Source organism: Schlesneria paludicola DSM 18645, from assembly GCF_000255655.1.
Lineage (GTDB): Bacteria > Planctomycetota > Planctomycetia > Planctomycetales > Planctomycetaceae > Schlesneria > Schlesneria paludicola.
In genome coordinates this window covers 1709401-1735080 of sequence record NZ_JH636434.1, presented here as the reverse complement: position 1 = coordinate 1735080, position 25680 = coordinate 1709401, and the positions used below count along the sequence as shown (strand labels likewise).

Genomic DNA, 25680 nt, shown 5'->3' with positions numbered 1-25680 from the left:
ACGGCAAGTGAATCGATTGGTTAAAGTTTGCGGCGCGTCGTGTTTTACTGCGATAATCGCGGAACGATTATGATGGTGTAGAATGTTGCAGCGTCTGCGACGTTTTTGCCTGCCGGACAATTGTCAACCTGTCACTTGTGAGTCCCCCATACGATGCGTCTTTCCGAATTGATCGAAGAATTTGTTGAGTTGGAACCCGAAGAGAAGCTCGAGTGGCTGGTCGATTTCTCGAATGAACTGCCCGACATTTCATCGACCCGGCGCGCCATTCCGTTTCCTGATACTTGTCGTATTCAGGAATGCCAGACGCCGGTGCACATGTGGGTCACGGCCAACCAGGGACTGATCCATCTTGAAGCCGACGTGCCCCGCAAGTCACCGACGATTCGGGGACTCGTAGCGATGGTGGTGCAAGGGTTGGAAGGCTGTGAGATTTCCGAGGCGCTGTCCATGCCCGATGATATGGTGGCACACTTGGGTTTGACGTCCGTGCTGGGAATGACGCGCCAGCAGGGTTTCCGGGGCGTTATTTCACGGATCAAACGAGAATTGCGGGCGATTCACGGATGATTTCCGTCTGATATCGGAAAAAACAGAAGATCTCTCTCCACTTTTGTCAACGAATTGGTACTCTGGAATACAACTCGGGACCTGCCGCTGATGCCAGTCAGAGGGCCGATCGACTCGGTCGCGGTCTCGATCAGAACTCGCCTCAAGTGATTGTTGGGCCACATTTTGGGAATAGAGCGGTCGCCATCTTGCGATATAACGTTCGTGGATTATTTGTGCACGACTTTTTAGACGACGACGTGAATTGAATTCACCGTCAGTCGAGTCGTGAGAATGATCTTCCCTCAACAGCCGGCCGGATTTCCCTAACCTTCTCACAGGAATTGTGCCGCATGCCCGTCATCAACCAAAGGGGACGTTCTGAGCGAACATCAAAGGCAAACACCAAAACAGACACGAAAACTTCGAAGTCAAAGGATCGACAAATGATTACTCCGCCAACAGAAGTCGCCCCGCGCCTGCTTCCGTCGACGGACCTGCCAGGTTACACGTACGTTCCGGGAACCGATACGCCGCATCCTTATCGCGATGCCCGCGGTCACAGCTATCAACGGAAATCACCGTCGCCGAAGGTACTGACTGCCGGTACTTGGGCCGAAAACCGCCATTACCTGCTCGCCCTCGACTACTTCAATCACGGTTACTACTGGGAATCGCACGAAGAATGGGAACGTTTGCTGCGAACAACCGGCAATGATTCGCCAGTCGGCCGATTCTTGAAGGGGCTGGTCAAGCTGTCAGCCGCCGGCGTGAAGGTTCGCGAAAACAGCATCCACGGGGTGCGCCGTCATGCCGCGTCGGCAGGCGAAGTCTTCGCAGACGTTGCGGCCGAAGTGGGGACGGAATATTTCTGCGGACTCGAATTCACCACGCTGCAATTCGCCGCAGACCGTGCCGCACAGATTTCCTACAAAGACAAAATTGGTTCACCGCATGAGCCGACACGCGTGTTCCCCTTCGTGCTGAACACCGAAACGCTGCAGATTTCCTGAAGTATTCGGAGATCCTACGCTGCCATCGATAGCCCGGCTCCTTTCACGGCCGGGCTATTTTGCATTCCATTGAGCCTGCAGAACGAACGCGGATTATTTTCCTCGTTCCCAAGCTCCCGCTTGGGAACGCTCTGCCGCCCCCAGAGTGTGCAGAAGCGTCCCAGGTCGCTTTTGCACTCGACAGTAGGCACGATTGCAAGAGGCGTTACCAAGCAGGAGCTTGGTAACGAGGAACGAAGCAGGAGCTTGGTAACGAGGAGGGGGCGAGGGTTAACCAGCGAGCGAGCGATTGGAGTGCGATCTCGATTCGGTCACGATTTTTCAAGGTGTGTCCGCATGGCCGCGTTTGCACCTCTTTCTTGCAAAAGGTTAGAGTGTCACGGTCATTGATACGTTCTGAATCAGACTTCTTTGCCGCTGAGGAGCACCCCATGAGTCACCGATCCCATCGTCGCGATTTTTTGAAAACGTCGACGGCCGCGCTGGCCGGGGCGACTTTGCCCTACTGGTTCACGTCGACCAGCAATCTCGCGCTCGGTCGGCAACTCGTGAACAATCGTCCTGTACTTGGCTGCATCGGAACCGGAGACCGCTGGAACGGGGTGGGGCCGAACGCACTGGAATTTTCAGACTGTGTCGCGGTCTGCGATGTGGACCGACTGCACGTGGAAAAAGGTCGCGATCGTGTGCACGAGATTCAGGCCAAGAAGGGCAATGACGCCGTTCCGGAAATGTACGAAGATTATCGCAAGCTGCTCGATCGCAAAGACGTCGACGTCGTCACGATTGTCACGACCGACCACTGGCACTCCAAGATTGCCATCGAAGCGATGCAGGCGGGCAAGGATGTCTATTGCGAAAAGCCGCTGACGCTGACGATCCTTGAAGGAAAACAGATCATCAAGGTTCTGAACGAGACCAAACGCGTTTTCCAAGTTGGCACGCAGCAACGCTCGGAAATGTCGGCCAACGAAGGCAAAATTCAGAATCAGTTCTTAAAAGCGGTTGCCATTGCTCGCAGCGGACGCTTGGGTAATATCAAGAAAGTCACTTGTTCGATCGGCGGTGCACCCTCGAGTCAGGCTTTGCCGAAAGCCGATGTGCCTGCAAATCTCAATTGGGACATGTGGCTCGGCCAGGCCCCGATGACCGACTATTTGCTCGGCGGCATTGGCAATAACAAGCACTATCCAGAATCACGGACCCACTACGAGTTCCGTTGGTGGTACGAGTATTCCGGTGGAAAAATGACGGACTGGGGTGCACACCACGTCGATATCGGGATGTGGGCGCTGGGCATGGATCACAGCGGGCCAATCTCTGTGGAAGGAACTGCCACGCATCCTGTTCCACTCCAGAATGGAATGCCGACCGAATCCAATCGGTACAACGTCGCCACAGAATTCAACGTCACTGCGAAGTTTGCCGATGGGGCCGAACTCGAAATTCGCAGCGAAGGCGACAATGGCGTGCTGATTGAAGGAACCGAAGGGCGGATCTTCGTCAGCCGCGGAAAATTGTCGGGTGCACCCGTTGAAGATCTCGCGAACAACCCCTTGCCAGAAACGCTACTGCGGGAACTCTACAAAGGCAAAGACCCCAAGGGCGGTAAGAACGCGCATATGGCAAACTTCTTCGACTGCGTCAAAGATCGCGGTTTGCCCGTCAGTGATGTTTACTCGCACCATCGCGCCATGACGACATGTCACTTGGCGAATATTGCAATTCGGCTTGGTCGCAAGATCGAATGGGATCCGAAGACCGAACAGATCGTCAACGACAAGCAGGCGGCCCACTGGATTGGCCGCGAGCAGCGTAAAGGGTACGAGATCAACGTGAGCGTTTGATCGAAAAGCGGACCTGGAATATGTCCGGCCGACATCTTCCTGATCGAAGATGTCGGCCTTATTTTTGTGTCGCGGCAGATTTGAAATGCGGACGGACGACGAGATGGAAGATTGAAACTCTTGTGCGCGTCATCACGCCGATCGCCGTCCTCGGATCGGGCCTGCGTCACACGTTTTCTTCGTTTTGTTTCTATTTGAAGACCTCGGTATCCCATGATCGACGAACTGAAAATCGCCGTAAACGAATTGCTCGAGGGCACACCCCTATCGGCCTTCATCATGAAGTCTGCTGTCGGTGCGATCATGGATGGTCAATGTTCCGAGATTGAAATCTCATCGTTTCTAACGGCACTGCGCTGTCGGGGTGAGTCGGTCGGTGAACTGGTCGGTGCGGCCAGTGCCATGCGTGAACGCGCGACTCCGATTGTCTGCCGCTCAACGGGGCTGCTCGACACCTGTGGAACGGGCGGCGACCTGCTTCACACCTTTAACATCAGCACGGCGGCGGCCCTGGTTGCGGCGGCCGCAGGGCAACCTGTCGCCAAGCACGGCAACCGAGGGGCAACTAGTACTACAGGGTCGGCCGACGTGCTGGAAGCGATGGGCGTCAACTTGAACCTGACACCCAATGAGGTTGGTCGTTGCATTGACGAAGTTGGGATTGGTTTCTGTTTTGCCCCGTTGTTGCACGGGGCCATGAAGCATGTGATTCCCGTGCGAAAGCAGCTTGGCTTTCGGACGATCTTCAACATGCTGGGACCACTGACAAATCCGGCGCGAGCCACCTATCAGGTGATTGGAACAACCCGCACCGCCGTCGCCGAACTGCTCGCCAATGCGCTCCATCAGTTGGGGTGCCAGCGGGCGTTGGTTGTTTGCGGCAACAACGAATTGGATGAAGTCAGCCTATGGGGCGAAACGGTGGTCTTTGAAGTCTCGCCCGCAGGGGTTCTGCATCAGGTGTGGCGTGCCGATTTGCTGGGGTTGCCTGAATGCCGCGTCGAGGCGCTACGAGTCAACAATGCCGCTGAGAGTGCCGAAATTATCCGTCGCGTTTTTGCGGGCGAGCCCGGCCCGGCACGTGACATGGTGATTGCCAACGCCGCCGCTGGGTTGCTTGCGGCGAATCGGGCGAACTCGATTCAGACTGCGATTCCCATTGCTCGCGAGACGATCGATTCGGGGGCCGTTTCGGAGTTGTGCGAGACGCTCAGAACATGGACCAATACGCTTTGAGGCGGTGATTTTTGACGTGGCAAGGCGATCCGCGTTCTGCCGCGGGCATCCGGCCGAACTGCCTGCGTTCCTTATACGACGATATTCTTTTGGACTGGTGATCTATGAAATTGACGACCGAGCACGTGAATGGTTTGACGTGCCATGTCGCGGATCGACTGGAGCATGGCACGAACCCTGATGCTGTTGTCATCCTGTGTCATGGCTACGGAGCGTCCGGAACGGATTTGGTCTCGATTGGACAGATGCTTTTGAAGCATTCCAAATTGACCTCAGTCCAGTTTCTGTTTCCTGAAGCTCCGTTGAGTCTTGAAGATCTCGGTATGCCCGACGGGCGGGCCTGGTGGCCGATTGACATGCGCCGACTACAAATGGCCGCCGCCTTGGGGTCATTTCGCGATCTTCGGAATGACAATCCACCCCATATGGCCGTCGCGCGGGAAATGCTCGTCGGGCTGATTCGACAATGGTCCGAACGAACGGGGGTGCCACTCAGTCGGTTCGTTCTGGGCGGATTCTCACAAGGATCAATGCTGGCCACCGATGTCACACTGCAGCTTGACGAAAACCCGGCCGGGTTGGTTGTCTTGTCGGGAACGTTGCTGAACGAAGAAGTTTGGCGTGTACGAGCGGCCCATCACAAACTGCTGCGCGTCTTTCAATCACATGGCTCGAATGACCCGATACTGCCTTTCGCGGCGGCCGGGTGGTTGCGAGATTTGTTAAATCAGGCCGGAGCGGATGTCGAGTTTCTGCCGTTCTCGGGCGGGCATGAAATCCCCCTTGAAGTACTGCAGCGCGTCGCCGTGTTCCTGAACGAAGTGACGGCAAAACGCTCGGTCTGATTCGACCGGACTTGTCGCTCCGATGTCCTGGAAAATTCGTGAGGCCCATGTTCATGACTCAAAGACCGACGTCGTACTCGCGTGTTGAAACGCATTCCACAACGATTCTGGCTGTCCGGCATCAAGGGAAGGTCGCCTTAGGGGGCGACGGGCAGGTCACGTATGGTACCGCGATTCTGAAATCCGACACGCGTAAGGTTCGTTGGATTCTCGATCGGAAAATGCTCGTCGGGTTCGCCGGTTCGACGGCGGATGCGTTCTCGCTGCTCGAACGATTCGAAGCGAAGGCAAAGAACTTCCCTGGAAACTTGCCTCGTGCGGCGACGGAACTGGCCCGCGACTGGCGCACGGATCGGATTCTGCGTAAGCTCGAGGCGATGATGATCGTTGTCGACGCGGAGCACAGTTTGCTGATTACCGGACAGGGAGACGTGGTCCAACCGGCTGATGGCATCCTGGGGATTGGGTCGGGAGGGAACTACGCGGTTGCAGCGGCCAGGGGCCTGATTCGGCATTCCACCTTATCGGCCGGAGAAATCGTCCGTGAATCTCTACGAATCGCGTCGGAAATCGACATCTACACGAACGACAATATCGTCGTCGAGGAATTTGGACAGCCGAGTTAAGCTGTAGTTGCTTCAGATAGAGAAGGCCGCTGCGATCCGCTTTGATTGTGTCAGGTGCTGAGTGACGTCGTCGAACACCATTCTTGCCGCAAATGTGAGCGATCTGCTTTTGGCTCATGCTGAACAGGCAGATCGTTCGATCAATTGGCCCGCCGAATCTTGGAATGCGCTGGGACAAGCCGGGATGCTTGGCCGATCAATTCCTGCGGAATTCGGCGGGACCGCGGTCGAACCCGTCGCGTTTCAGCTCGGCATGGAAGAAATCTCGAGCAGTTGCCTGACGACCGCATTTATCCTCAGTCAGCGGGAAGCCGCCGTTCGACAGTTGCTCAAGGGGCCCGCACATTTGCAGCAACGCTATCTCCCTTCTCTGGTTGATGGATCAGCCTACGTCACGGTTGGGTTGTCTCAACTGACGACGTCACGTCAGCACCTTGGCCCCGTGCTGCGTGCGACCCCGACTTCAAATGGCGGATATTGTCTCGACGGAGAAATTCCTTGGGTCACCGGTGCGGATCACGCCATCGGCATTGTCGCCGGAGCGACTCTTCCCGACGGTCAGCAATTGCTAGTGGTGATTCCCGCCGACCGGCTTCGGGGAATGATCGAAACTCCGTTGCCTCTGGCGGCCCTCGTGGGCTCGCGGACCAGTCTGATTCGGTGCCGGCAGGTCGAATTGGAAGCCGATTGCGTTCTGATGAATCCCACCGACAACGTGCTGGGAAAACTTGGTGGCGGTGGTCTTGATACGTCGTGTCTGGCGATCGGTCTGACAGGGGCTGTCGTGCGATATCTGCAGCACGAGGCGGAACGACGGCCTGATCTGCTTCCTATTGCCGAACGATTTGAATCGGCGTGGCGAAGCGCCCAAGGACGCCTGCACCAACTGGCGCAATCGGTCGCCGATTCGGGGCAGACATTGGAATTGCGTCTCGACTGTACGAAATTGGCGCTGCGATCGGCTCAAGCCGGATTGATGATCGCCAAAGGCGTCGGATTCGTATCGCCGCATCCGGTGCAGCGATGGGTTCGTCAGGCGATGTTTTTCCTTGTGTGGTCGTGTCCGCGCCCTGTTGCTGAAGGCGTGCTGGCGGATCTGGCTGATTTTTGATGCGTCGCGCATTCGCGATCCGGCGGCGATCACTGGCTCAATTGAGAAACAGAAACTCATTACTATTCAGTAGCAGTCGGCACAGATTGGGAAGTCCGTGCTGTTCCAAATAAGCGCCGAATTCTCTCGATTCGGCTGGTGAAGGACCCCGACACAAAATGAGGCGGACCGCGCGGTCAATCTGTCGTTGGCGAATTGCCGGGGCGATCAGCGTTGCCTGGTTGCCCGATGCTGTCGCGGAAGTCTCGTCGCAGTCTCGTTCGATTCGCACGGCGATCTGTTCACAGTAACTGGCAATGAACGCATCATTCCAGAGTGCCAAAGCCTGCTGAATTGTAACGCTGTTGCTTCTGACGGGGGTAATCTGATCACCGGAGGGACAATCGAGCGACTCCATAAAGGGATCGGGTAATGTCCGAAACAGGAAGCGATAGATACTGCGTCGGCGACCCTGATCGCTGCTCGGATCAAATTTCGAATAATCAACTTTCGGGGTGACGTGATGTCCGGGCTTCAGATCGAAATGACGGTCCGATGGCCCGCCCATGCGCAGATCCAGCTGTCCCGAAATTGCCAAGACCGAATCCCGGATGGATTCTGCATCGAGTCTGATCCGGTTCATTCTCCAGAGCAAACGATTGTCGGCGTCCGCCGCCACGCGAGGATCGATGCGAGGTGACGTCGAGGATTCGAGACGCGATGCGACGGTCTGGCGATACGTGCGACTGGTCAAAATGAGCCGGTGCAGGGTCTTAAGGGATTGGCCTCCGTCACGAAACTCGACGGCCAGCCAATCCAAAAGTTCGGGGTGTGACGGTGTTTCACCCATGTGCCCAAAATCATTCAACGATCCGACCAATCCATGCCCGATATGAAGGTGCCACACGCGATTCACAATCGATCGCCACGTCAGGGGATTAGATTTGTTCGTCAGCCATTGGGCCAATGCCACTCGACGTGCAGACTCGGGTGTTCCCGCAGGAATTTCAAATCGGCCAGCAAGGCTTGTCACACAACTCAGTGCTCCTGGCGAAATCTCATCGCGTGGATTGCGAATGTCTCCGCGGTGCAATAGATGGATCGATCTGGGTCCTGGCGGCGGATGGAGCGATCCGTCGGGGTCGAAGTCGGCGGCCGCCGCATAAACAAGCGACTGCTTCGGAAGAGCGGCAATTTGCTGATTGATGCTCTCCAACTGCTGGTGACGTGCCAGTTCAATCCACTGCGTTTGAGTCCGCTCCGCGGTGGGGATCTCGAGGAGTGCCGCGATCTCAGAGGTAAGAGATTCTGTAATCAAGGGCGAAATCGCATCCGTGAGCGAAATTCGCATGCGGCCGATCAGATGCGCACGTCCGTGCAACTGCTTCAAGACAAACCGTAGCCTCGAAGCCTTTCGAACAGAAGAATCATTCGAATTCGAACTCGCTGGCTCAATCGCTGCGTCACGAATCGTCAGGGGGTGTTGGAGTTCGAACGTCGCGTGATGGGCAACGCCTTCCTTGGGATGAATTCCCCAGGCGGTCTCGTTGTTGTGATCGATGGCCTTGCCGATCTCCCAGCTTTGCTGGTCGAAGTCGGCTTTCGCGTTGAGCAGCGCTTCTGGGATTTTTTGATCGTCGACGTAGATTTCAAACTCCGACAGATGAAAATTTCCATTGTCGTTTCGGCCTGGGCCGTGCTGCGGCAACCGATCGTCGTCAAGGACTTCCAGGCGAACTGCCGTGATTCGCTTGATCGTCGGTCCTCGTTCGAATCGCGTCGTTTCTGTCGCATCCGCCGTCGTCAAACCTCGCACATGCTCCGTCAACGGACCTGATTCGATCGTCACGGTGTCTTTGTCTGGTCGTGCTCCGTCAGAGTAGATGGATGCGTCTTCGAGCTTTGTCAGAGTGGCTCCGTCGGACGAATTCCACGATTGAGGGTCGACAAGATGCCACGTAACGCGCTGCGAATGGATCTGCTGTTCCCACGAACGCAGTGCGTTACGAGCGGCATCGGTTTCCAATTCGGCCATGACGGCGGGAGAGCGATGTTCCAGATCGTGGCGTCGCTGCGTCAGTTGGATTCGACGCTGCCGCACCCTGGAATCCACGTCATATTTGCGATTGGCGCGTTCGACACCCGAAAAGACGGCCTGCAGGGCATAGTAGTCGCGCTGGCTGATCGGATCGAATTTGTGATCATGGCAGCGTGCACAATGAACTGTGACGCTGGCCACGTTACTCATGACGGTTGTCAGCATGTCGTCCCGGTCGAGGTACCGAGCGATTTGCCGATCGAGCGTATCTTCGCGGATATCGCGCAGCGAACTTTCATCCCAAGGGCCCGCAGCCAGAAAGCCCAGGGCGGGAATCAATGATGGATCGTCTGGAAACATGGCGTCTGCGGCGATCTGTTCTTGGATGAATCGATCGTAGGGCGTGTCCCGATTGAAGGCTTGAATCAAATAGTCGCGATAGGGCCAGGCGTTCTCGCGAATTCGATCTTGGTCATGGCCATGCGTTTCAGCGAAGTGCGCGGCGTCGAGCCAATGTCGCGCCCAACGTTCGCCGTAATGAGGGGAATCCAATAGGCGGTCAACGAGTTTTTCGTAGGCTTTCGTGTCAGAGTCCGCAAGGAATGCGTCAACTTCCTCAGGTGACGGCGGCAGGCCGATCACGTCGAAGTAAATCCGACGAATCAACGTCCTCCTGTCAGCCTCGGGAGAAGTGGAAAATCCATGCTCGTTGAGTTTGTAACGGATGAATGCATCGATCGGATTTGTTGTGGACGGTTCAGCAGCCACGACTGGAACGCTGGCACGTACCAGGGGCTTGATCGACCACAAATTTGCTTTGTTCGCGACGGTGCCCGCGATGCTGTCAGGCCATTTTGCCCCCTGATCGATCCAGGCTCGCAGAAGTCCAATTTCCGCGGGTGACAATCGTGGCCCTTCCGGCGGCATTTTTAAGTCACCGGTACCAGCAACAAACTGAATCAGGGGGCTGTTTGCGCTATCCTTCGCGACGATATTGGGGGCATACGATTCACCGCCATGCAGCGCCGTTTGGCGGACGTCGAGTCGGTAGTCGCCTTTCTGCTTTTCTTCTCCATGGCAACGAGCACACGCCCGCTGAAAGATCGGCTGAATGTCACGGACGAAATCGATTTCTTGGGTTGCCACCGGTGGCAATTCACGGACTGACTGTTTGTCTTCGTCTGCCTGAATGTAGACCACACTCATGCAGGCGGTCATGAGCGAGAGAATCAGCAAGTTCTCGATCGGTTTGCTCTTCACGGTCGCCTCGGTCACGGAAAGTTCAATTCGGCGATCGCCGAAACCTGATGCGCATTTCGCATCGAAGTTGATAGATCCGTTGTAAGGCAGGGCGATCCGAGAAGTCAATCGGCTTGGATTTGTGAGGCGAGGTGCCCATAACATCTGACAAGATTTGCGGTCATCCATTGCAGGGTCGAGCCTGCGCGTCACACATAAAGCAGAGCAACCCACCTCTGCGAATGGCCACCCGACGATGCACGCGGCTAACAAATGGGATCAGCCAAAAGGGAGAACTACGAAGCCGACTTGGCGATGTGGTTCGCGTTCGACAATTTCGGTCGCAAACACCTGACGTTAAAGGAAAGGCCAGCGGTGGCTACCGGGCTTGAAGACCACATCTGGACGATCCGCGAACGGAGTGAAGAGTCGGCCAAGTCCTGAGTCTGAGATCGAAACGGAACGGCCCTGGAGATAAGCTGGGACTTGTTCTTTTCAGGGGAATGAGATGAATCGCGAAGGCTGCCTGAGTGAATTGATCGTTCTCACGGTGATTTGTGTTCCAGTGCCGCTGTTCTTTCTCGTCCTGTCCGGATTCGAGATGATTGATAATTGGATTCATCAACGAGGCAGTTTCCCACTGCCCAGTCTGGCTCCTGGATTTTTCTTTTGTTCTCTGTTGGCTCTACTTCCACTGGCCTTACTCTGGGGCCTCTTTTTCTGGATCTGGAAAACACGCAAACCTGATTCCACAGAATAACCTCAGTTTTGTCGACACACTTTACGACACCACGACCGATTCGTGCGATGGAGCCTTCTGGCACGAATCGGATTGCCGAGATCCCTATTTGGAAGGGTTTCGCAGTGATTCGATCAGCCGATGATAGCTGGGCATCAGGTGGGCATCGACCGTTTGTGTGACGGCTTTCCAGACATCATCGACGAGCGTGCCATTGATGACTCCATCGACCGAGCGGCTGACAAACTGGCCAAACAGTTCGACAGAGGAAGACGCCCCTGGCCCGACGCCGGACGTCACTTCTGACATCACGTGGCCATAGTCATTGGCGATCAGACTGATGGTGGGCAGCTTGGGAACTGGGTCTGGTCCATTGACGTAGCGATAGATCTTGCGTGCAAGCTCTTTATCAAATGCTTTCGACGCTTCGGCATTTCCAATCATCGGTCCGCCGAACGTATACACCTGATGGACATTGACGAACTTGCGTTGAAACAGCCAGGCACTTAAGACGGCCAATGCGCCTCCCAGACTGTGCCCGGTGATCCAGAGCGGCCGGTCGGCACGCTTCAGTTCTGCTTCGACGCGGGAATACAGGGGTTCCCAGATCGAACCGAGCGCATCGATAAATCCCTGATGAAACCGGGCTCCTACCCCCGCCGCGGCAAAGTCCGTTCCCAGACGCCCGCTGGGCAGGATCAGCAAATTGACGGCGTCAGAGAGCAGCCAGTCCTTCAGGCCTTCGAACGATGTTGGTGATTCGGTGCCTCGGAAGGCCACGATCACGTGGTCGTCGTTTTGTGCGAGAAATGCCTGAGTGTTGCCGACACTGAACAACTGAGCGTCCAAGCCGAGCTGCGCGGCGAACTCGCGCTTCCCGTTCTCCTGGTCGAGATAGGCCAGTTCCGAGGCTTTGGCGAGCGTCATTGCGTTGCGGTGATCACCGAAAGCATCTTCGAACAAATCGAAACTCATGGTCCGATCCTTGTCAAAACGGCAAGATCAAAGTGGAAGGATCGCGATGATAGTGTGCTCGCTGGAAAGAGACGAGCAAAGTCGCAATGATGCTCGACGACTTCAACCCTAAGGAAATCCGTCCATGTCCGATGCCTCAACACAGATGGTCGTTCACAACGTCTTTTTCACGCTGAAAGAGGGAACGGCCGAGAATATTCAGAAGCTTACCGATGCTTGTTTTAAGTATCTGAAAGATCATCCGGGCGTGGCGTTCTTTGGTGCCGGACCGCTGGTTCCGGAACTTGCCCGTCCCGTTAACGACCGCGACTTTCATGTCGCGTTGCTCGTGGTCTTCAAATCCAAACAGGACCACGACATCTACCAGACCGCGCCAGATCATCTAAAGTTCATTGAAGAGAATAAGCCAACCTGGGACAAGGTTCGCGTGTTCGACAACTATTCGAAGTAACGCGCCGAACGGCATTCTGGAATTCCGAGTTATCCACGAACGGCCCAAGGGTGGCATTTCACCGCGCCCCCCTCACGTTCACCTCGCTCTCTGCGTCCCCGAATTTAGGTTCAGGGGACGCCTCTTTCGCCCCTTCCGCAGGCAGCCTTTCCACAGCATCCTCGCATCTGATCTGCGATCACATCAATCAACCTCGGCTGCTGCAGCCAACGTTTTCTCTCGTCGGTCCTCACGTTCCCGAGCTTCCCCTTTGACGAAGCCTCTGGCACGGTGCATCAATGCGGAACGGTGCGGATACAGAACGGCGAGCTTTCACGAAACGAGCGACCTTCCAAACGTTTGGAAACAACTCCCAAACTGCCCACTGCGCCGTCTCTGGATTTTGCTATTGTGCCGAGTTGGCAGTGTTGGATTCGATTTAAGGAGGCCCGACGTCTCATCGCGATGCGGGCACCGCTACCGGTCTGTGCGCAGCCTCTCGAAAATCATCGTTTAAGCGAGAAAAAGATTTGAAATGAGCAACTTCATGAGCACGTAATTTCCCTATGAAATACAGGGCGGCGTTCAGGTTGATCATTTTGTTCAGGAGAATTCAAAATCGGGCAATGTGCGAAAAATGCCACCTTGGTTAAGGCGGCTTCGTGAGGCTGATCTTTGACAATTTGATTGAACTTCAGCCGTTTGTGGCAACGCCATGAAGGACTTTTTGGGATGGGTTTTCGGCACCACTGATGAGAGCACCACTGAAGAGAGGGGTCTGGCGAGCCGAAAAGCGTTATGGCGTTACGATGCTCGGCGCCCCCCCCGTTTTGAAGGATCGTCCTAGGACGATCGGATGTCGGCCTCTCAGTGCGGGACTTGGGAACGAAGATCCAACCTATTGGGTTGGCGCCGACCCAACAGACTCCTGGACTATGAGAGCAGCTTTGTGACGACGTTTCCGTGGACGTCGGTCAGACGGAAATCGCGGCCTTGAAATCGGTACGTCAGCTTTGAATGATCGAAACCGAGCAGGTGCAGGATCGTCGCGTGCAGATCATGAACATGGACGCGATCTTCCGTCGCGTTAAATCCGAACTCGTCGGATTCACCCATCGTGATCCCGGGTTTGATTCCGCCACCGGCCATCCACATTGTGAAACAATTGGGATGGTGGTCGCGACCGTCGTTTCCACCCTGAACCATGGGTGTGCGCCCGAACTCACCGCCCCAAATGACCAGCGTGTCTTCCAACAGGCCACGTTGTTTGAGGTCCTTGATCAGGGCGGCTGCCGCTTGGTCGGTTTTCCCACACTGATCTTTCAAGCCATTCACCAGTCCCCCATGGTGGTCCCACGCTTCGTGGAACAATTGCACGAACCGCACGCCTTTTTCGACCAGCCGTCGTGCGAGCAGGCAATTGTTCGCAAACGAAGGCTTGCCGGGTTCCGCGCCATACATTTCCAGCACATGTGGTGATTCGTTCGAAATGTCCATCAATTCCGGCGCGCTGGCCTGCATGCGATAGGCCATCTCATACGAGTTGATGCGTGAGGCGATTTCGGGATCGCCGGTGACTCCCAGGCGAATTTGATTCAGCTGCCTGAGTGAGTCGAGCGATTCACGTTGAACCGTTCGATCGACGCCGCGTGGGTTGTCGAGGAACAGCACCGGCTCGCCACTTGAGCGAAACAGCACGCCCTGATTGACCGTTGGCAGAAAGCCGCAGCCCCAGTTTGACTGACCGCCGCTGGGGCCTTTCGAGCCAGAGCTGAAGACCACGAATCCGGGCAAATCTTGCGATTCGCTACCCAGCCCGTACAGTGACCAGGCACCCAGACTGGGACGCCCAAACTGCTGTGCCCCGGTATTCATCATGATTTGACCGGGGGCATGATTGAATGCGTCGGTCACCATCGACTTGACGATGGCGATATCGTCAACCACCGTGGCGAGGTGAGGTAGCAGTTCCGACAGTTCTGCTCCCGATTGACCGTGACGGGCGAACTTGAACTTCGGACCAAGTAACGTGGAGTTTGGATTGATAAACGCCGCTCGATAGTCCTTGATCAACTCGGCGGGGGGCTGCTTGCCATCCCATTTCGCCAGCTCTGGTTTATTGTCAAATAGCTCCAGGTGCGAGGGGGCGCCGGCCATGAATAGGTAGATGACGCGTTTTGCTTTCGGTGCAAAGTGCGAATGCTTGGGGCTGAGCGGATCGAGCCCCGCGGGAGCGGCTTGAGCGGTCTGGCCCAGCAACGAACCAAGGGCGACCGAACCCAATCCCACTCCGCAATCTTCGAAGAACCACCGACGTGTGATGTTTCGAGAACGTTCAAGATCAAACGCTGTCATCAAGGCGATTCCCAAGAAATACTGCGACGGAGTGCAAAGCGGTTTGCGAGCCCTTTGCGAATGTCATTCGGCCCTGACCGCTGGTCAACTCAGTCTAGCATTCTGGTGGCCGAACTTCGACGTGAATCAGCGAGAATCGATCCATCAGATTCTGCGTTTTCCCATCGCGCCGTTGGCACGGTGTGCCTCTGATGCCACCGGCAAATCATGTCATCAGCGCCGTCAACGGGTGCCCTTCTGAAATCTTGTGGGGCCGACCATTTTGGTCATAGAGCATGAGATCGTGCTGAATTCCAAGCGATTCAAAGATCGTCGCCGCGATGTCATCAGGTCGGACGGGAAAATCCGTGACATCGGCAGCGTGTTGATCCGTCGCTCCGTAGGCGACGCCACCCTGGATTCCACCGCCAATCAGTTGAATCGAGTAGGCGCGCGACCAATGATCGCGTCCACCGCCCTGCGCCGTATTGATCTTGGGCGTCCGTCCAAATTCACCCATGACGACGATCAATGTTTCATCAAGCAGTCCGCGTTCCTCAAGGTCCGTGACCAGGGCTGACAGGGATTGATCGAACTCGGGCAACAGATTTTCGTTGTAAACTCGAAAGTGGTCGAAGTGCGTGTCCCAGATCTGAAACGCGGAAAGCGTGGTGTTCTTGGGGTTTGAGACCGCGTTCGCAGTGACAAATCGCACTCCGGCTTCCACCATTCGCCGGGCGAGCAGCATCACCTGGCCCATTTCGAATCGCCCATATCGGTCGTGGGTTTCCGCAGATTCGCGACTGAGATCAAACGCCGCTTGCGTTTTCGACGACAGAATCAACTGCATCGCTTTGTTTTGATGGCTGTCGAGTGTCTGCATTCCGGCGACGCGATGAGCATCGGCGAAGGTTTCATCGACGGTTTTTAGAAGGTTTCGCCGCGCCAGCAAACGATCTGCGTTCACCGCATCGGGCAACTGCAGGGCGTCGGGGATGGGCAGTTTTCCTTGCCATTCAGGTGAACGGGCCATCATCCGATTGCGAACGACAGGAAACGGGTCATAAGCCTTACCCAGCCAGCCACCCCCGGCACTGGGAGTGGGAAATCCCATATCGAACAAATACGTCGGGGTCAGCACAAAGCTCGGCATCGATTCTGGCGAAGGCAAAACCTTGGCGATGACAGAACCATAGGTTGGGTGATCCGTTGGTTTCGGTGAAATATCCTGATCCGTTCCAGGCGAGTGCCCGCTGAGCGCATAGGCGGCCCCACTGTTGTGCGCGAGCAAATGGTGGTGCATCGACCGAATGATCGCCATCTTGTGCGTCAATTGGGCGAGCCGCGGTAGCTTTTCGCAGATCTGGATGCCAGGCACACTCGTTGAGATGGGCTGATAAGGGCCGCGGATCGAGTCCGGTGCCAGCGGTTTCATGTCGAATGTGTCGTGCTGCGCCTGTCCACCATTGAGCAGCATCAGAATGCAATGCTTGGCGCGGCGGATTGAGCGCGCGTGGGCGGTGGACCTGAAAAGGTCGGCCAATCCCAAGCTTCCGATCGACAGCATTCCCGCTTGTAACACCTGCCGACGCGAGAGCTTCCCTTTCCAGCAAACTGGTTGCCCAAACACCCGAAGCATTGGTTGGCTTTCGTACACGAGTTATTTGGCGGTCAAGCGGTGCAGACGAGCAGACATTCCAATCTACCCGTCCAGCGCATGCAACACCACGCCAATTCACGAGCCCAGGTTCTCACAAGTCGAATGGTGGGAAACATTGAGGCGAATTTGATTTATTGCACAGTTTCAACGTGGTTTCCGGCAGCGATGAGGGACGCACGAAATGCCGTCAAATGGCCTCAAAAATGCACCGATGGAGTGGAGTCTCTGCGATTTCGTGAATGCTTGCTCCCGTTTCGCAGACTCAATCGCTATCTTTACCGCTCACACATTCGTAACCCTGTCGGCGTATTCGAGAGTTCCCGGATTCGGGGTTCGCTTGTGTCTTAGCAACGTTGAACTGGCTGCGTGCCATCAGATCATTGAAGGATGTCGACATGCGAAACGTGCTGGCTGTGATTCTGGGGGGCGGAAAAGGCACTCGGTTGTTTCCGCTCACGCAGCTTCGATCGAAGCCAGCTGTACCACTCGCGGGAAAGTACCGCCTGATCGACATCCCGATTTCGAACTGTCTCAACAGCGAAATCAATCGCATCTATTTGCTGACGCAGTTTAACTCCGCCAGTTTGCATAGCCACATCCGACAGACGTATCGGTTCGATCGTTTTGACGGCGGCTTCGTCGAAATCCTGGCCGCGCAGCAGACGATGGAAGGGCACAACTGGTACGAAGGCACCGCCGACGCTGTTCGCAAGAATCTGCGATACTTCGAACAAAGCGGGATCGAGTACGTCTTGATTCTGTCCGGTGACCAACTCTACCGGATGGACTTTGCCGAAATGCTCGAGACCCACAAGAAATCGGGAGCACATGCGTCGATCGCCGCTCTGCCGGTGACACGCGAAGCGGCGCGCGGATTCGGGATCATGCGCGTCGACGACACGGGCCGCGTTCGCGGGTTCCTCGAGAAGCCCAAGTGTGATGAAGAGATTGACAAGCTCGTTCGAACCGACCCAGCCTGGATCGACGCGCGTGGCATCAAGAGTCACGGACGCGACTGTTTGGCCAGCATGGGAATCTATCTCTTCAATATGGATACGCTCGTCGAGCTGCTGTCGAAATCGGATTACCAGGATTTCGGCAAAGAAGTCTTTCCGATGTCGATCCGAACGCACAACGTGCACGTCCATCTGTTTGATGGTTATTGGGAAGACATCGGAACGATTCGCTCGTTCTACGAAGCGAACCTCGATCTGACCCTGCCCAATGCGCCATTCAAGATGGAGGATCAGCGTTTTCCGATCTACACGCATGCACGCTCGCTGCCACCGACACGTTGCGATGGTGCGCACATCAAACGCAGTTTGATTGCCGATGGGTGCGTGATTGGCGAAGGGTCGATCATTGAAAACAGCGTGATCGGATTGCGATGTAAGATTGGCAAGAACGTCACCATCGCGAATTCGATTCTGATGGGTGCCGACATGTATCAGACGGAAGAAGAAGTTCAGTCTGATATTGCCAAAAGGATCCCCATTCTGGGGGTTGGCGATGGCAGCATGCTGGACGGAGTCATCGTCGATAAGAATTGTCGCATTGGAGAAGGGGTCCACGTTCAAGGCGGTGAATCGTGCACTGTGACGGAGCGTCCGCCCGTCGTCATCCAGGATGGAATTATCGTCATCCCTAAAGAAACAACGTTGCCTGACGGCTGGCGACTGTGATTCGAATCTCACGATGACGCATCGATTTTATTGTTCCGATCTCAGCGAGCTTGGTTCCGTCCGCCTGGTCGAGACCGAAGCCCATCACCTCGTTCATGTGTTGCGGCATGATGTGGGTGATCAGGTCGAGCTTTTCGACGGACGGGGGCTTGCAGCGATTTGTCGAATCACGGCTGTTCGCAAGCGAGACGCGGACCTCGAAATTCTCACGTCGCGGCGCGATCCCGTGCCGTTGACGCTCCTGACTCTGGCCACCGGCGTCCCCAAAGGGGATCGCTTTGAATGGCTGATCGAGAAAGCGACGGAGCTGGGGGTCGCTCGAGTGATTCCGTTAACGACGACCCGCAGCGTGGTTGACCCACGCGACAGTAAACTCGACAAGCTCCGACAAACGGTTATCACCGCATGCAAGCAGTCGGGTCAAAACCATCTGATGGAAATTACGCCCGTCGTCGCGTGGACTGAATTTTTACGCGATCACGATCCCGCGGCCGAGCTTTTAATTGCGCACCCCAGGGGGGCAGACGTGGGGCTCGTCAGCGAAGACGCGAAATCGTCCAGCCGCGCAATCATCGCCGCGATTGGCCCTGAAGGCGGGTTCAGTGATGACGAAGTTCAGTCGGCTGTGACTCATGGAGCAAAAATCATCCGACTTGGCCCGCGAATTTTGCGGATTGAGACGGCGGCGCTGGCGCTTGCGGCAAAGATTCTGTTGTAATCGTGTGTCCCCAAGTCGTGCCTGCCTGTGCCTTGATTTCAACATATTTTAGGTACCACTGACTGTGCAAGTGCCCTTAGATTCTGGAATGAAGTGCATCCTGGTTGATGGAAATGGAACGGCGATTGCCACTCAAAAGGACGCTTTTGTTTGATCTCTCGACGGGCGTCATTGTCCTGCGATGAATCAAAGTGGTTGGAGCAGGAGCATGGGCTGAGCCGGCGGCACACGAAAACCGGCGAAAAAATCCTTTACGGCGTTGCCGTTTGCGGCATGCAATGGACGCAGTGCGAAAATCTGGGCATGGTGCCAGGATAGCCCGCGCCGTCGACATTCTTTGCGTTGAGAACGGCCTTGACGAAACGGAGTCGTTTGCGAGTTGCAACGGAGGTCAAGTATCCTATTGGACGCGCGTTTCGTTTTTGTTTGATCGCTCCCGACAAAAAAGATCTCCTTTGAATGAAGACGATTAAGAAGTTACTCGTTGCCAACCGCAGTGAAATCGCCATTCGTATTTGCCGGTCGGCTCACGAACTGCAAATCCGTACGGTCGCGATCTATACGCACGAAGATCGTTACGCATTGCACCGGTTCAAAGCGGACGAGGCCTATCAGATTGGTGCCCCCGGCGAACCGATTCGAGCCTATCTCGATATTCCGGCGATCATTCGAATTGCCAAGCTGGCTGGCGTTGACGCCATCCATCCCGGTTATGGATTCCTGTCGGAAAATCCAGCATTGGCCGCCGCATGTGACGAGGCCGGAATCATTTTCGTTGGTCCGACCGTCAAGATTCTCGAATCGTTGGGGAACAAGATCACGGCGCGCGAGATCGCCCGGGCGGCCGGCGTGCCGGTGCTAGGTGGCAGCTCGAAGCCAATCGCCGACGTCGCGGATGGTCAGAAGCTGGCCGAGGCGACCGGCTATCCCGTGATTTTGAAGGCCGCCAATGGCGGTGGTGGACGCGGGATGCGTGTCGTCCTCAAGCCCGAGGATTTGCCGGGACTCTTCGATCAGGCTCAGCGCGAGTCGATGACGGCCTTCGGGTCGCCGGACATCTTCGTGGAAAAGTTCATCCGGCAACCGCGTCATATCGAAGTCCAGCTGCTCGGCGACAAGCACGGCCATCTGGTCCATCTGTTCGAGCGAGATTGCTCGGTTCAGCGCCGGCACCAGAAGGTGGTCGAGATTGCTCCCGCGCCATTCCTGGATTCCAAGATCCGCGACGCGATCTGTGAATCGGCCATCAAGATCGGACGTGCCGTCGGCTATCAGAATGCGGGCACGGTCGAATTCTTGTTCGACACCGAAAAGAACGACTACTACTTCATCGAAGTCAATCCACGAATCCAGGTCGAACATACCGTGACCGAAGAAGTCACGGGGATCGACATCGTCAAATCGCAGATTCTGGTGGCTCAGGGGGTTCCGCTCGACGATCCCGAAATCAACTTGGGGTCGCAGGCCGACATCAAAACAAATGGCTTTGCGATTCAATGTCGCGTCACAACCGAAGATCCTTCGAACAACTTCATGCCTGACTATGGCCGGGTGTCGCACTACCGCTCGGCAGGCGGTGCCGGCGTACGACTGGATAGCGGCAGTGCGTTTTCGGGGGCGGTCATCAATCCGTTCTACGATTCACTGCTCGTCAAAGTCTCGGTTCGCGGCCGCCGATTTGGCGATGCCGCGAAGCGGATGGAACGCGTGCTGCAAGAGTTTCGTATTCGTGGCGTGAAAACGAACATCCCGTTCCTGATCAAGGTGATGACGCATCCGAAGTTCATCAATGGCGGGTTCACGACGCGGTTCATTGACGAAACACCGGAACTCTTCCAGTTCGCGCCGCGAAAAGACCGTGCGACAAAGATGCTGACGTTCCTGGCCGACACCATCCTGAACACGGGAAAAGTGCATGCCTCCGCGGCACTGAAAGTCGATCGAAGTCCGGCACCCTTGCCGAAGCTCGATCTGAACGCACCGATTCCTCCTGGCACCCGCGACAAGTTCAAGGAGTTGGGGCCGAAGAAGTTCTCACAATGGGTACGCGATCAGAAGCAATTGCTGATCACCGATACTACGATGCGTGATGCGCACCAGTCACTGCTGGCAACGCGTTTCCGCACACACGATCTGCTCAATATTGCCGATGCCTATGCTCGGCTGTGTCCTCAATTGTTCTCTTTGGAGATGTGGGGTGGGGCGACGTTTGATACTGCCATGCGGTTCAACAAAGAGTGCCCCTGGGATCGATTGGTTCAGCTTCGTGAACGAGTCCCCAACATTCTATTTCAGATGTTGTTGCGTGCTTCGAATGCCGTGGGATACACGAACTATCCCGACAACATCGTGATCGAGTTTGTGAAGGAAGCCGCGCAGGCGGGGATGGACGTGTTCCGAGTGTTCGATTCGCTCAACTGGGCGCCGAACATGCGTGTGGCGATGGACGCCGTCTGCGAAACCGGAATGCTGTGCGAAGCTGCGATCTGTTACACCGGCGACATTCTGAATCCGGGGCGACCCAAGTACGACCTGAAGTACTACGTCAACCTGGCGAAGGAGCTGGAAAAAGGCGGGGCTCACCTGCTGGCAATCAAGGACATGGCAGGGCTTTGCAAACCGGCTGCTGCCGCCAAGCTGGTGAAGACGTTGAAAGAGGAAATTGGGATTCCCATCCATTTCCACACGCACGACACCGCCGGGATTCAAGCCGCGTCAATTCTGTTCGCCAGCGACGTCGGGCTGGATATTGCCGATGCGGCGCTCGCCCCGATGTCGGGCGGAACGTCTCAGCCGAACCTCAACACGCTGGTCGAAGCGATCCGCTTCTCGGACCGTAACCCGGGGCTTGAAACCGAGCATCTGGATTCGCTCGCCCGGTATTGGGAGGTGGTCCGTCAGTATTACCAGCCATTTGAAACCGTCATGCTGCCCGCTACGGCCGATCTTTATCAGCACGAGATGCCGGGCGGACAGTACACCAATCTGTACCAGCAGGCGAAAGCGCTGGGGATGGCCGATCGCTGGCCTGAAGTTTGCCGCGTCTATGCCGAGGTCAATCAGTTGTTCGGCGATATCGTGAAGGTGACGCCAAGCTCGAAAAGCGTTGGCGATATGGCGCTCTTCATGGTGGCGAACGAGTTGACGTCGGCCGATGTCTTGAACGAACAAAAGGATCTTTCGTTCCCGGAAAGCGTGATCGATTTGATCAGCGGCAAGATGGGGCAACCACCTGGTGGGTTCCCTCTGGCAGTTCAGAGGCGCATTCTGCGCGATCGTCCATTGGTCACCGGTCGTCCTGGCGAGAGTCTGCTTCCAGCCGACTTTGCTTCTGCTGCCGAGAAGGTTCGCAAGATCATTAAGCGTGAGCCGACGAATCGTGACGTCGTAACGTGGCTGCTGTATCCGAAAGTCTACGAGGAATTCAGCGAGCATCAATTGGTCAATTCCGACACCAGTTGTCTGCCGACACCGGTGTTCTTTTACGGACAGGCTCCAGGCGAAGAAATTTCGTTCGATATCGAACCGGGTAAACGTCTGATTGTGAAGTTCTTGTCGATCAGCGACCCACATCCAGATGGGAAGCGGACCGTCTTCTTCGAATTGAACGGACAGCCGCGCGATGTGACGGTGGTCGATAAGTCGCTCGAACCAAAGGCTTCGGCCAATATCAAAGCGGACTCGGCGAATCCCAAACATGTGGGGGCCAGTATGCCTGGGATGATCTCGACCATCGCCGTTCAAGCTGGCGACAGTGTGACCAAGGGTCAAAAGCTGCTCAGTCTTGAAGCCATGAAAATGGAAACGAATTTGACGGCCGACCGTGACGGTAAGATTGCTCAGGTATTGGTCAAACGAGGGACACAGGTCGCCGCAGGTGATTTGCTGATGACGATGGAATAGACGATGTGTGTTCCATGTCTTCGGACATCGGAAAGATCAGCCTTGTGTCACGCCTCGGCACACAGGGCCATCATTGTGAAGAAGTGGAACGAGGAATGACTTCGTTTCGAGAAGATTTCGGGCGAGACTTGGTCTTTACTTGGGCCGAGTCTCGCCTGATCATTTGGCGAAGACTTGCCACGTGCTGCTCGCCACCGTTCGCAGGAGACTCACATGAATCGTGCCTTGCTGGTCATTGATGTGCAGAATGAGTACTTCACCGGCGCACTGCCAATCACGCACCCTACCGGTCACCTAGAACAGATTCTTGGCGTAATGGATGCTGCGGCCAAGAAGAGCCTGCCGACCGTCGTGATCCGACACCATCAATTGGATAGTGACTCGCCGATCTTCCGGAAGGGATCGACAGAGTGGGAACTGCACCCCGAAGTTGAGAAGCGACGCTACGATCTGTTGATCGACAAGACGTTGCCTGGCAGCTTCACGCTGACGGGCCTGGAAGAATGGCTGAAATCGTCAGGAATCGGCACGCTGACGATTTGCGGTTACATGACGCACATTTGCTGTGATACGACAGCTCGTCAGGCGATGCATCGGGGATACAACGTTGAATTTCTCTCCGACGCGACGGGGACATTGCCTGTTGCGAATTCGGCCGGAGCTGTCACGGCGGAAGAGCTGCATCGATCGATTCTGTGTGCTCAGCAGATGATGATCAGCGAGGTTCTCGATTCCAAGGCCTGGATCGAGCGCATCTAGGTGTCGCTGTTATTGCCTGTGCGGACCGCAAATCTACATTGCATCACTCACAATAAAAGAACGGCCGAGGAACTTTGGAGTTCCTCGGCCGTTAAGCACTTCAGTGGATCGCTCTCAGTTGGTTTAGAACTCGCCAACTTGATCGCCTGCGTCACCCGTGACGATGGCCGCCAAAACCATGGCACCGATGTTCTCGCTGACGAATCGAACCGAACCGTCACCCATCAAGACTTGAACGCCGCCGATATGGAACGAGTACAGTTCGCTGTCATTTACGCAATTCACAAAGCACGTTCCGACGCAAGCACCCGTGGGACAAGCGGTCGCATTGGTCAAGGGTGCGTTGCCCTTCTTGGCGTTGTTGATCGTGACACCGTCGTCGGTGCTGCCGTCGATGGCACCCGAGAAGCCGGGATCTGCCCAGCCCCATCCGTCTTTGGTCACGACATTGGGAGCCACAATGCGTTTTCGTGTTTGATAAATCGCAGGGCGACCGGCAGCTTCCGCGATCATCATGGTGTTTGACAATCCGTCGGTGACGTTGGCGATTGTCCGTGACATGGTGCTGTGCATGACGCTCGTAAAGCGGTTTTCTTTCGTGCTGGGGGCATTTCCTGGCAGCGTCAAAACGGGCGAGAGAGCGGTCGTCGGGATCGTATTGCCGGTGGCACCCCAGATACTCGCACGGGCACCACTGAGAGCCATGTAATCGCAAACACCATATCCACCCACGGCAGTCGGGTAAGGATATCCCGTCGGATTTTCAACAGCAGGCGTCACGCTGCTGGGTTTTGTTCGGGATTCCTTCGACGGAGCCGACGGACATTGGAAAACGGTCAGGTTGGTTGAGGTCAGAGTGTATTGCGACGGATCGGACCAAATCGTGTTGAAGCTAAACTGGTTATACAGCGGTACCTGATCCAGGTACGGCAGGACCATTTGATTGCAGTTTTGCTGAAAGTTGATTGGCGGGGTGGCCCCGGTGAAATCAATTTTCTCCATCGGGAAGGTGTTGTAGGTCGATTCGTAGTTGTAGTACGCCAGACCAAGCTGTTTGAGGTTGTTGCGACATTGGGTTCGGCGAGCGGCTTCGCGGGCCTGCTGGACGGCAGGCAAAAGCAGCGCGATCAACACGGCGATAATCGCGATCACGACCAGTAGCTCGATCAGTGTGAACCCTTTGTGGTGGCGTTGCCGGTTTCGCGTTTTCGTCATGACAGTCTCCTGGGTAAAAAGCAATCCGGCTGCGTCAGTGCAGTCCGAGTGATCAAGTTCACGAGGTTCGACTTTGGCTTCCGCGAATTCGATTTGCAGAAGTCGTCGGAAGGATCAGGGGTTCAATTCGATTGGCTCGAGTTCATTTCGCCCTGGTTTGACGGAGATCAATACGGTTGATGTGCCCGGGTCCTGGTACTTTTTTGGCAGCAATTCAGGACCAAGGTCACTCTCCTGATCATTGGGACGCAGGGGCTTTTTCCACGAGATGGCCGCGACGTATTCGCCGGGTTTCGCACCGTTGGCAGTACCTTTCGAAACGATCGTCTGGACCGAGAACTTGCCATCTCCGCCAACCGTGGCCTTAGTCACGGGTGTACCGCTCGTGGGATCGCCGTCGACGCCCATGTCGAACAGAATCAGTTCCGCGCCGGTTGTCGGCTGGCCCTTGAAGGTGATCCGACCAACGACGGGAGCGAGATTGTGCAATTCGGATGGTTTACTCGTCCCGAACCCACATCCAACAAGTGCAAAACTCAACAGGAAAAAGCCGGTCGCCTTCATGAGGCCTGTATGGCGGAGACGAATTTCCTTGCCACGTGTCTTCATCACAATCGCTTCCAGCTGGCTTTTTTAGTGTTCGAAAGAGCATCTAGTTCGAGGTGGCGGATGATCTCTTCGGACAATGAAGAAAAGATGAACAAACGCTGAAATTTCGAGTTTTCGTCAAATGGGTTTGACGACGGTGGAAGTCATCCAAGATGAGAGCGTGCATCTCATTC

At 55.7% G+C, this 25680-nt stretch carries 18 protein-coding genes; 12 read left to right on the top strand and 6 right to left on the bottom strand.

Annotated elements, in window-relative coordinates; translation table 11 throughout:
* Nucleotides 1-153: 153 nt before the first annotated feature.
* From OSO_RS0108525 to OSO_RS0108495, 7 genes are all read left to right on the top strand, one after another.
* Nucleotides 154-570: a SufE family protein gene (locus OSO_RS0108525; protein WP_010582994.1), complete on the top strand. Its 417-nt coding sequence runs from the start codon at nucleotides 154-156 to the stop codon at nucleotides 568-570.
* A 425-nt stretch (nucleotides 571-995) separates the two neighbouring features.
* Nucleotides 996-1562 (top strand): DUF309 domain-containing protein, encoded by a 567-nt coding sequence (locus OSO_RS0108520; protein ID WP_040592109.1) that lies wholly within the window; start codon nucleotides 996-998, stop codon nucleotides 1560-1562.
* Nucleotides 1563-1993: 431 nt separating this feature from the next.
* Nucleotides 1994-3409: a Gfo/Idh/MocA family oxidoreductase gene (locus OSO_RS0108515; protein ID WP_010582992.1), complete on the top strand. Its 1416-nt coding sequence runs from the start codon at nucleotides 1994-1996 to the stop codon at nucleotides 3407-3409.
* 213 nt (nucleotides 3410-3622) lie between these two features.
* On the top strand, nucleotides 3623-4645 hold the full coding sequence (gene trpD, locus OSO_RS0108510; protein WP_010582991.1) for an anthranilate phosphoribosyltransferase: 1023 nt from the start codon (nucleotides 3623-3625) through the stop codon (nucleotides 4643-4645).
* 104 nt (nucleotides 4646-4749) lie between these two features.
* On the top strand, nucleotides 4750-5490 hold the full coding sequence (locus tag OSO_RS42700) for an alpha/beta hydrolase (RefSeq protein WP_010582990.1): 741 nt from the start codon (nucleotides 4750-4752) through the stop codon (nucleotides 5488-5490).
* A gap of 47 nt (nucleotides 5491-5537) precedes the next feature.
* Nucleotides 5538-6116 (top strand): ATP-dependent protease subunit HslV, encoded by a 579-nt coding sequence (hslV, locus tag OSO_RS0108500; protein WP_010582989.1) that lies wholly within the window; start codon nucleotides 5538-5540, stop codon nucleotides 6114-6116.
* A gap of 61 nt (nucleotides 6117-6177) precedes the next feature.
* Nucleotides 6178-7227 carry an acyl-CoA dehydrogenase family protein gene (locus OSO_RS0108495; protein WP_010582988.1) on the top strand — a complete coding sequence of 350 codons (1050 nt, stop codon included), beginning with the start codon at nucleotides 6178-6180 and terminating at the stop codon, nucleotides 7225-7227.
* Nucleotides 7228-7264: 37 nt separating this feature from the next.
* On the opposite strand, the gene OSO_RS42695 is transcribed toward OSO_RS0108495, so the two are convergent.
* Nucleotides 7265-10519 carry a PSD1 and planctomycete cytochrome C domain-containing protein gene (locus OSO_RS42695; protein ID WP_162130519.1) on the bottom strand — a complete coding sequence of 1085 codons (3255 nt, stop codon included), beginning with the start codon at nucleotides 10517-10519 and terminating at the stop codon, nucleotides 7265-7267.
* Between the two features lie 808 nt (nucleotides 10520-11327).
* Nucleotides 11328-12197, bottom strand: coding sequence for a lipase family protein (locus OSO_RS0108475; RefSeq protein ID WP_010582984.1), 870 nt, complete (start codon nucleotides 12195-12197; stop codon nucleotides 11328-11330).
* A gap of 124 nt (nucleotides 12198-12321) precedes the next feature.
* Here OSO_RS0108475 and OSO_RS0108470 point away from each other — a divergent pair, with 124 nt between their 5' ends.
* Nucleotides 12322-12648: a Dabb family protein gene (locus OSO_RS0108470; RefSeq protein ID WP_010582983.1), complete on the top strand. Its 327-nt coding sequence runs from the start codon at nucleotides 12322-12324 to the stop codon at nucleotides 12646-12648.
* Between the two features lie 912 nt (nucleotides 12649-13560).
* Here the strand turns inward: OSO_RS0108470 and OSO_RS0108460 are convergent.
* Both OSO_RS0108460 and OSO_RS0108455 read right to left on the bottom strand, forming a co-directional pair.
* Nucleotides 13561-14982: a DUF1501 domain-containing protein gene (locus tag OSO_RS0108460; RefSeq protein WP_010582982.1), complete on the bottom strand. Its 1422-nt coding sequence runs from the start codon at nucleotides 14980-14982 to the stop codon at nucleotides 13561-13563.
* A 205-nt stretch (nucleotides 14983-15187) separates the two neighbouring features.
* The gene (locus tag OSO_RS0108455) at nucleotides 15188-16600 is read right to left on the bottom strand and encodes a DUF1501 domain-containing protein (RefSeq protein WP_010582981.1); all 1413 of its coding nucleotides are present in this window, start codon (nucleotides 16598-16600) and stop codon (nucleotides 15188-15190) included.
* Nucleotides 16601-17016: 416 nt separating this feature from the next.
* Here OSO_RS0108455 and OSO_RS0108445 point away from each other — a divergent pair, with 416 nt between their 5' ends.
* From OSO_RS0108445 to OSO_RS0108420, 4 genes are all read left to right on the top strand, one after another.
* On the top strand, nucleotides 17017-18303 hold the full coding sequence (locus OSO_RS0108445) for a glucose-1-phosphate adenylyltransferase (RefSeq protein ID WP_010582980.1): 1287 nt from the start codon (nucleotides 17017-17019) through the stop codon (nucleotides 18301-18303).
* A 13-nt stretch (nucleotides 18304-18316) separates the two neighbouring features.
* A complete protein-coding gene (locus OSO_RS0108440) occupies nucleotides 18317-19021 on the top strand; it encodes a 16S rRNA (uracil(1498)-N(3))-methyltransferase (protein ID WP_010582979.1) in 705 nt (234 codons plus the stop codon).
* A gap of 459 nt (nucleotides 19022-19480) precedes the next feature.
* Nucleotides 19481-22924 carry a pyruvate carboxylase gene (locus OSO_RS0108430; RefSeq protein WP_010582977.1) on the top strand — a complete coding sequence of 1148 codons (3444 nt, stop codon included), beginning with the start codon at nucleotides 19481-19483 and terminating at the stop codon, nucleotides 22922-22924.
* A 213-nt stretch (nucleotides 22925-23137) separates the two neighbouring features.
* Nucleotides 23138-23683, top strand: coding sequence for a cysteine hydrolase family protein (locus OSO_RS0108420; protein WP_010582975.1), 546 nt, complete (start codon nucleotides 23138-23140; stop codon nucleotides 23681-23683).
* A gap of 123 nt (nucleotides 23684-23806) precedes the next feature.
* Here the strand turns inward: OSO_RS0108420 and OSO_RS0108415 are convergent, their stop codons facing one another.
* Together OSO_RS0108415 and OSO_RS0108410 are read right to left on the bottom strand one after the other, a co-directional pair.
* Nucleotides 23807-24898 carry a DUF1559 family PulG-like putative transporter gene (locus OSO_RS0108415; protein ID WP_010582974.1) on the bottom strand — a complete coding sequence of 364 codons (1092 nt, stop codon included), beginning with the start codon at nucleotides 24896-24898 and terminating at the stop codon, nucleotides 23807-23809.
* A 114-nt stretch (nucleotides 24899-25012) separates the two neighbouring features.
* The gene (locus OSO_RS0108410; protein ID WP_010582973.1) at nucleotides 25013-25507 is read right to left on the bottom strand and encodes a hypothetical protein; all 495 of its coding nucleotides are present in this window, start codon (nucleotides 25505-25507) and stop codon (nucleotides 25013-25015) included.
* Nucleotides 25508-25680 lie beyond the last annotated feature (173 nt).

Coding starts and splice junctions, on each gene's coding strand:
- OSO_RS0108525 (WP_010582994.1), top strand. CDS start 154: ATGCGTCTTTCCGAATTGATCGAAGAATTTGTTGAGTTGGAACCCGAA.
- OSO_RS0108520 (WP_040592109.1), top strand. CDS start 996: ATGATTACTCCGCCAACAGAAGTCGCCCCGCGCCTGCTTCCGTCGACG.
- OSO_RS0108515 (WP_010582992.1), top strand. CDS start 1,994: ATGAGTCACCGATCCCATCGTCGCGATTTTTTGAAAACGTCGACGGCC.
- trpD (WP_010582991.1), top strand. CDS start 3,623: ATGATCGACGAACTGAAAATCGCCGTAAACGAATTGCTCGAGGGCACA.
- OSO_RS42700 (WP_010582990.1), top strand. CDS start 4,750: ATGAAATTGACGACCGAGCACGTGAATGGTTTGACGTGCCATGTCGCG.
- hslV (WP_010582989.1), top strand. CDS start 5,538: ATGTTCATGACTCAAAGACCGACGTCGTACTCGCGTGTTGAAACGCAT.
- OSO_RS0108475 (WP_010582984.1), bottom strand. CDS start 12,197: ATGAGTTTCGATTTGTTCGAAGATGCTTTCGGTGATCACCGCAACGCA.
- OSO_RS0108470 (WP_010582983.1), top strand. CDS start 12,322: ATGTCCGATGCCTCAACACAGATGGTCGTTCACAACGTCTTTTTCACG.
- OSO_RS0108460 (WP_010582982.1), bottom strand. CDS start 14,982: ATGACAGCGTTTGATCTTGAACGTTCTCGAAACATCACACGTCGGTGG.
- OSO_RS0108455 (WP_010582981.1), bottom strand. CDS start 16,600: ATGCTTCGGGTGTTTGGGCAACCAGTTTGCTGGAAAGGGAAGCTCTCG.
- OSO_RS0108445 (WP_010582980.1), top strand. CDS start 17,017: ATGCGAAACGTGCTGGCTGTGATTCTGGGGGGCGGAAAAGGCACTCGG.
- OSO_RS0108440 (WP_010582979.1), top strand. CDS start 18,317: ATGACGCATCGATTTTATTGTTCCGATCTCAGCGAGCTTGGTTCCGTC.
- OSO_RS0108430 (WP_010582977.1), top strand. CDS start 19,481: ATGAAGACGATTAAGAAGTTACTCGTTGCCAACCGCAGTGAAATCGCC.
- OSO_RS0108420 (WP_010582975.1), top strand. CDS start 23,138: ATGAATCGTGCCTTGCTGGTCATTGATGTGCAGAATGAGTACTTCACC.
- OSO_RS0108415 (WP_010582974.1), bottom strand. CDS start 24,898: ATGACGAAAACGCGAAACCGGCAACGCCACCACAAAGGGTTCACACTG.
- OSO_RS0108410 (WP_010582973.1), bottom strand. CDS start 25,507: ATGAAGACACGTGGCAAGGAAATTCGTCTCCGCCATACAGGCCTCATG.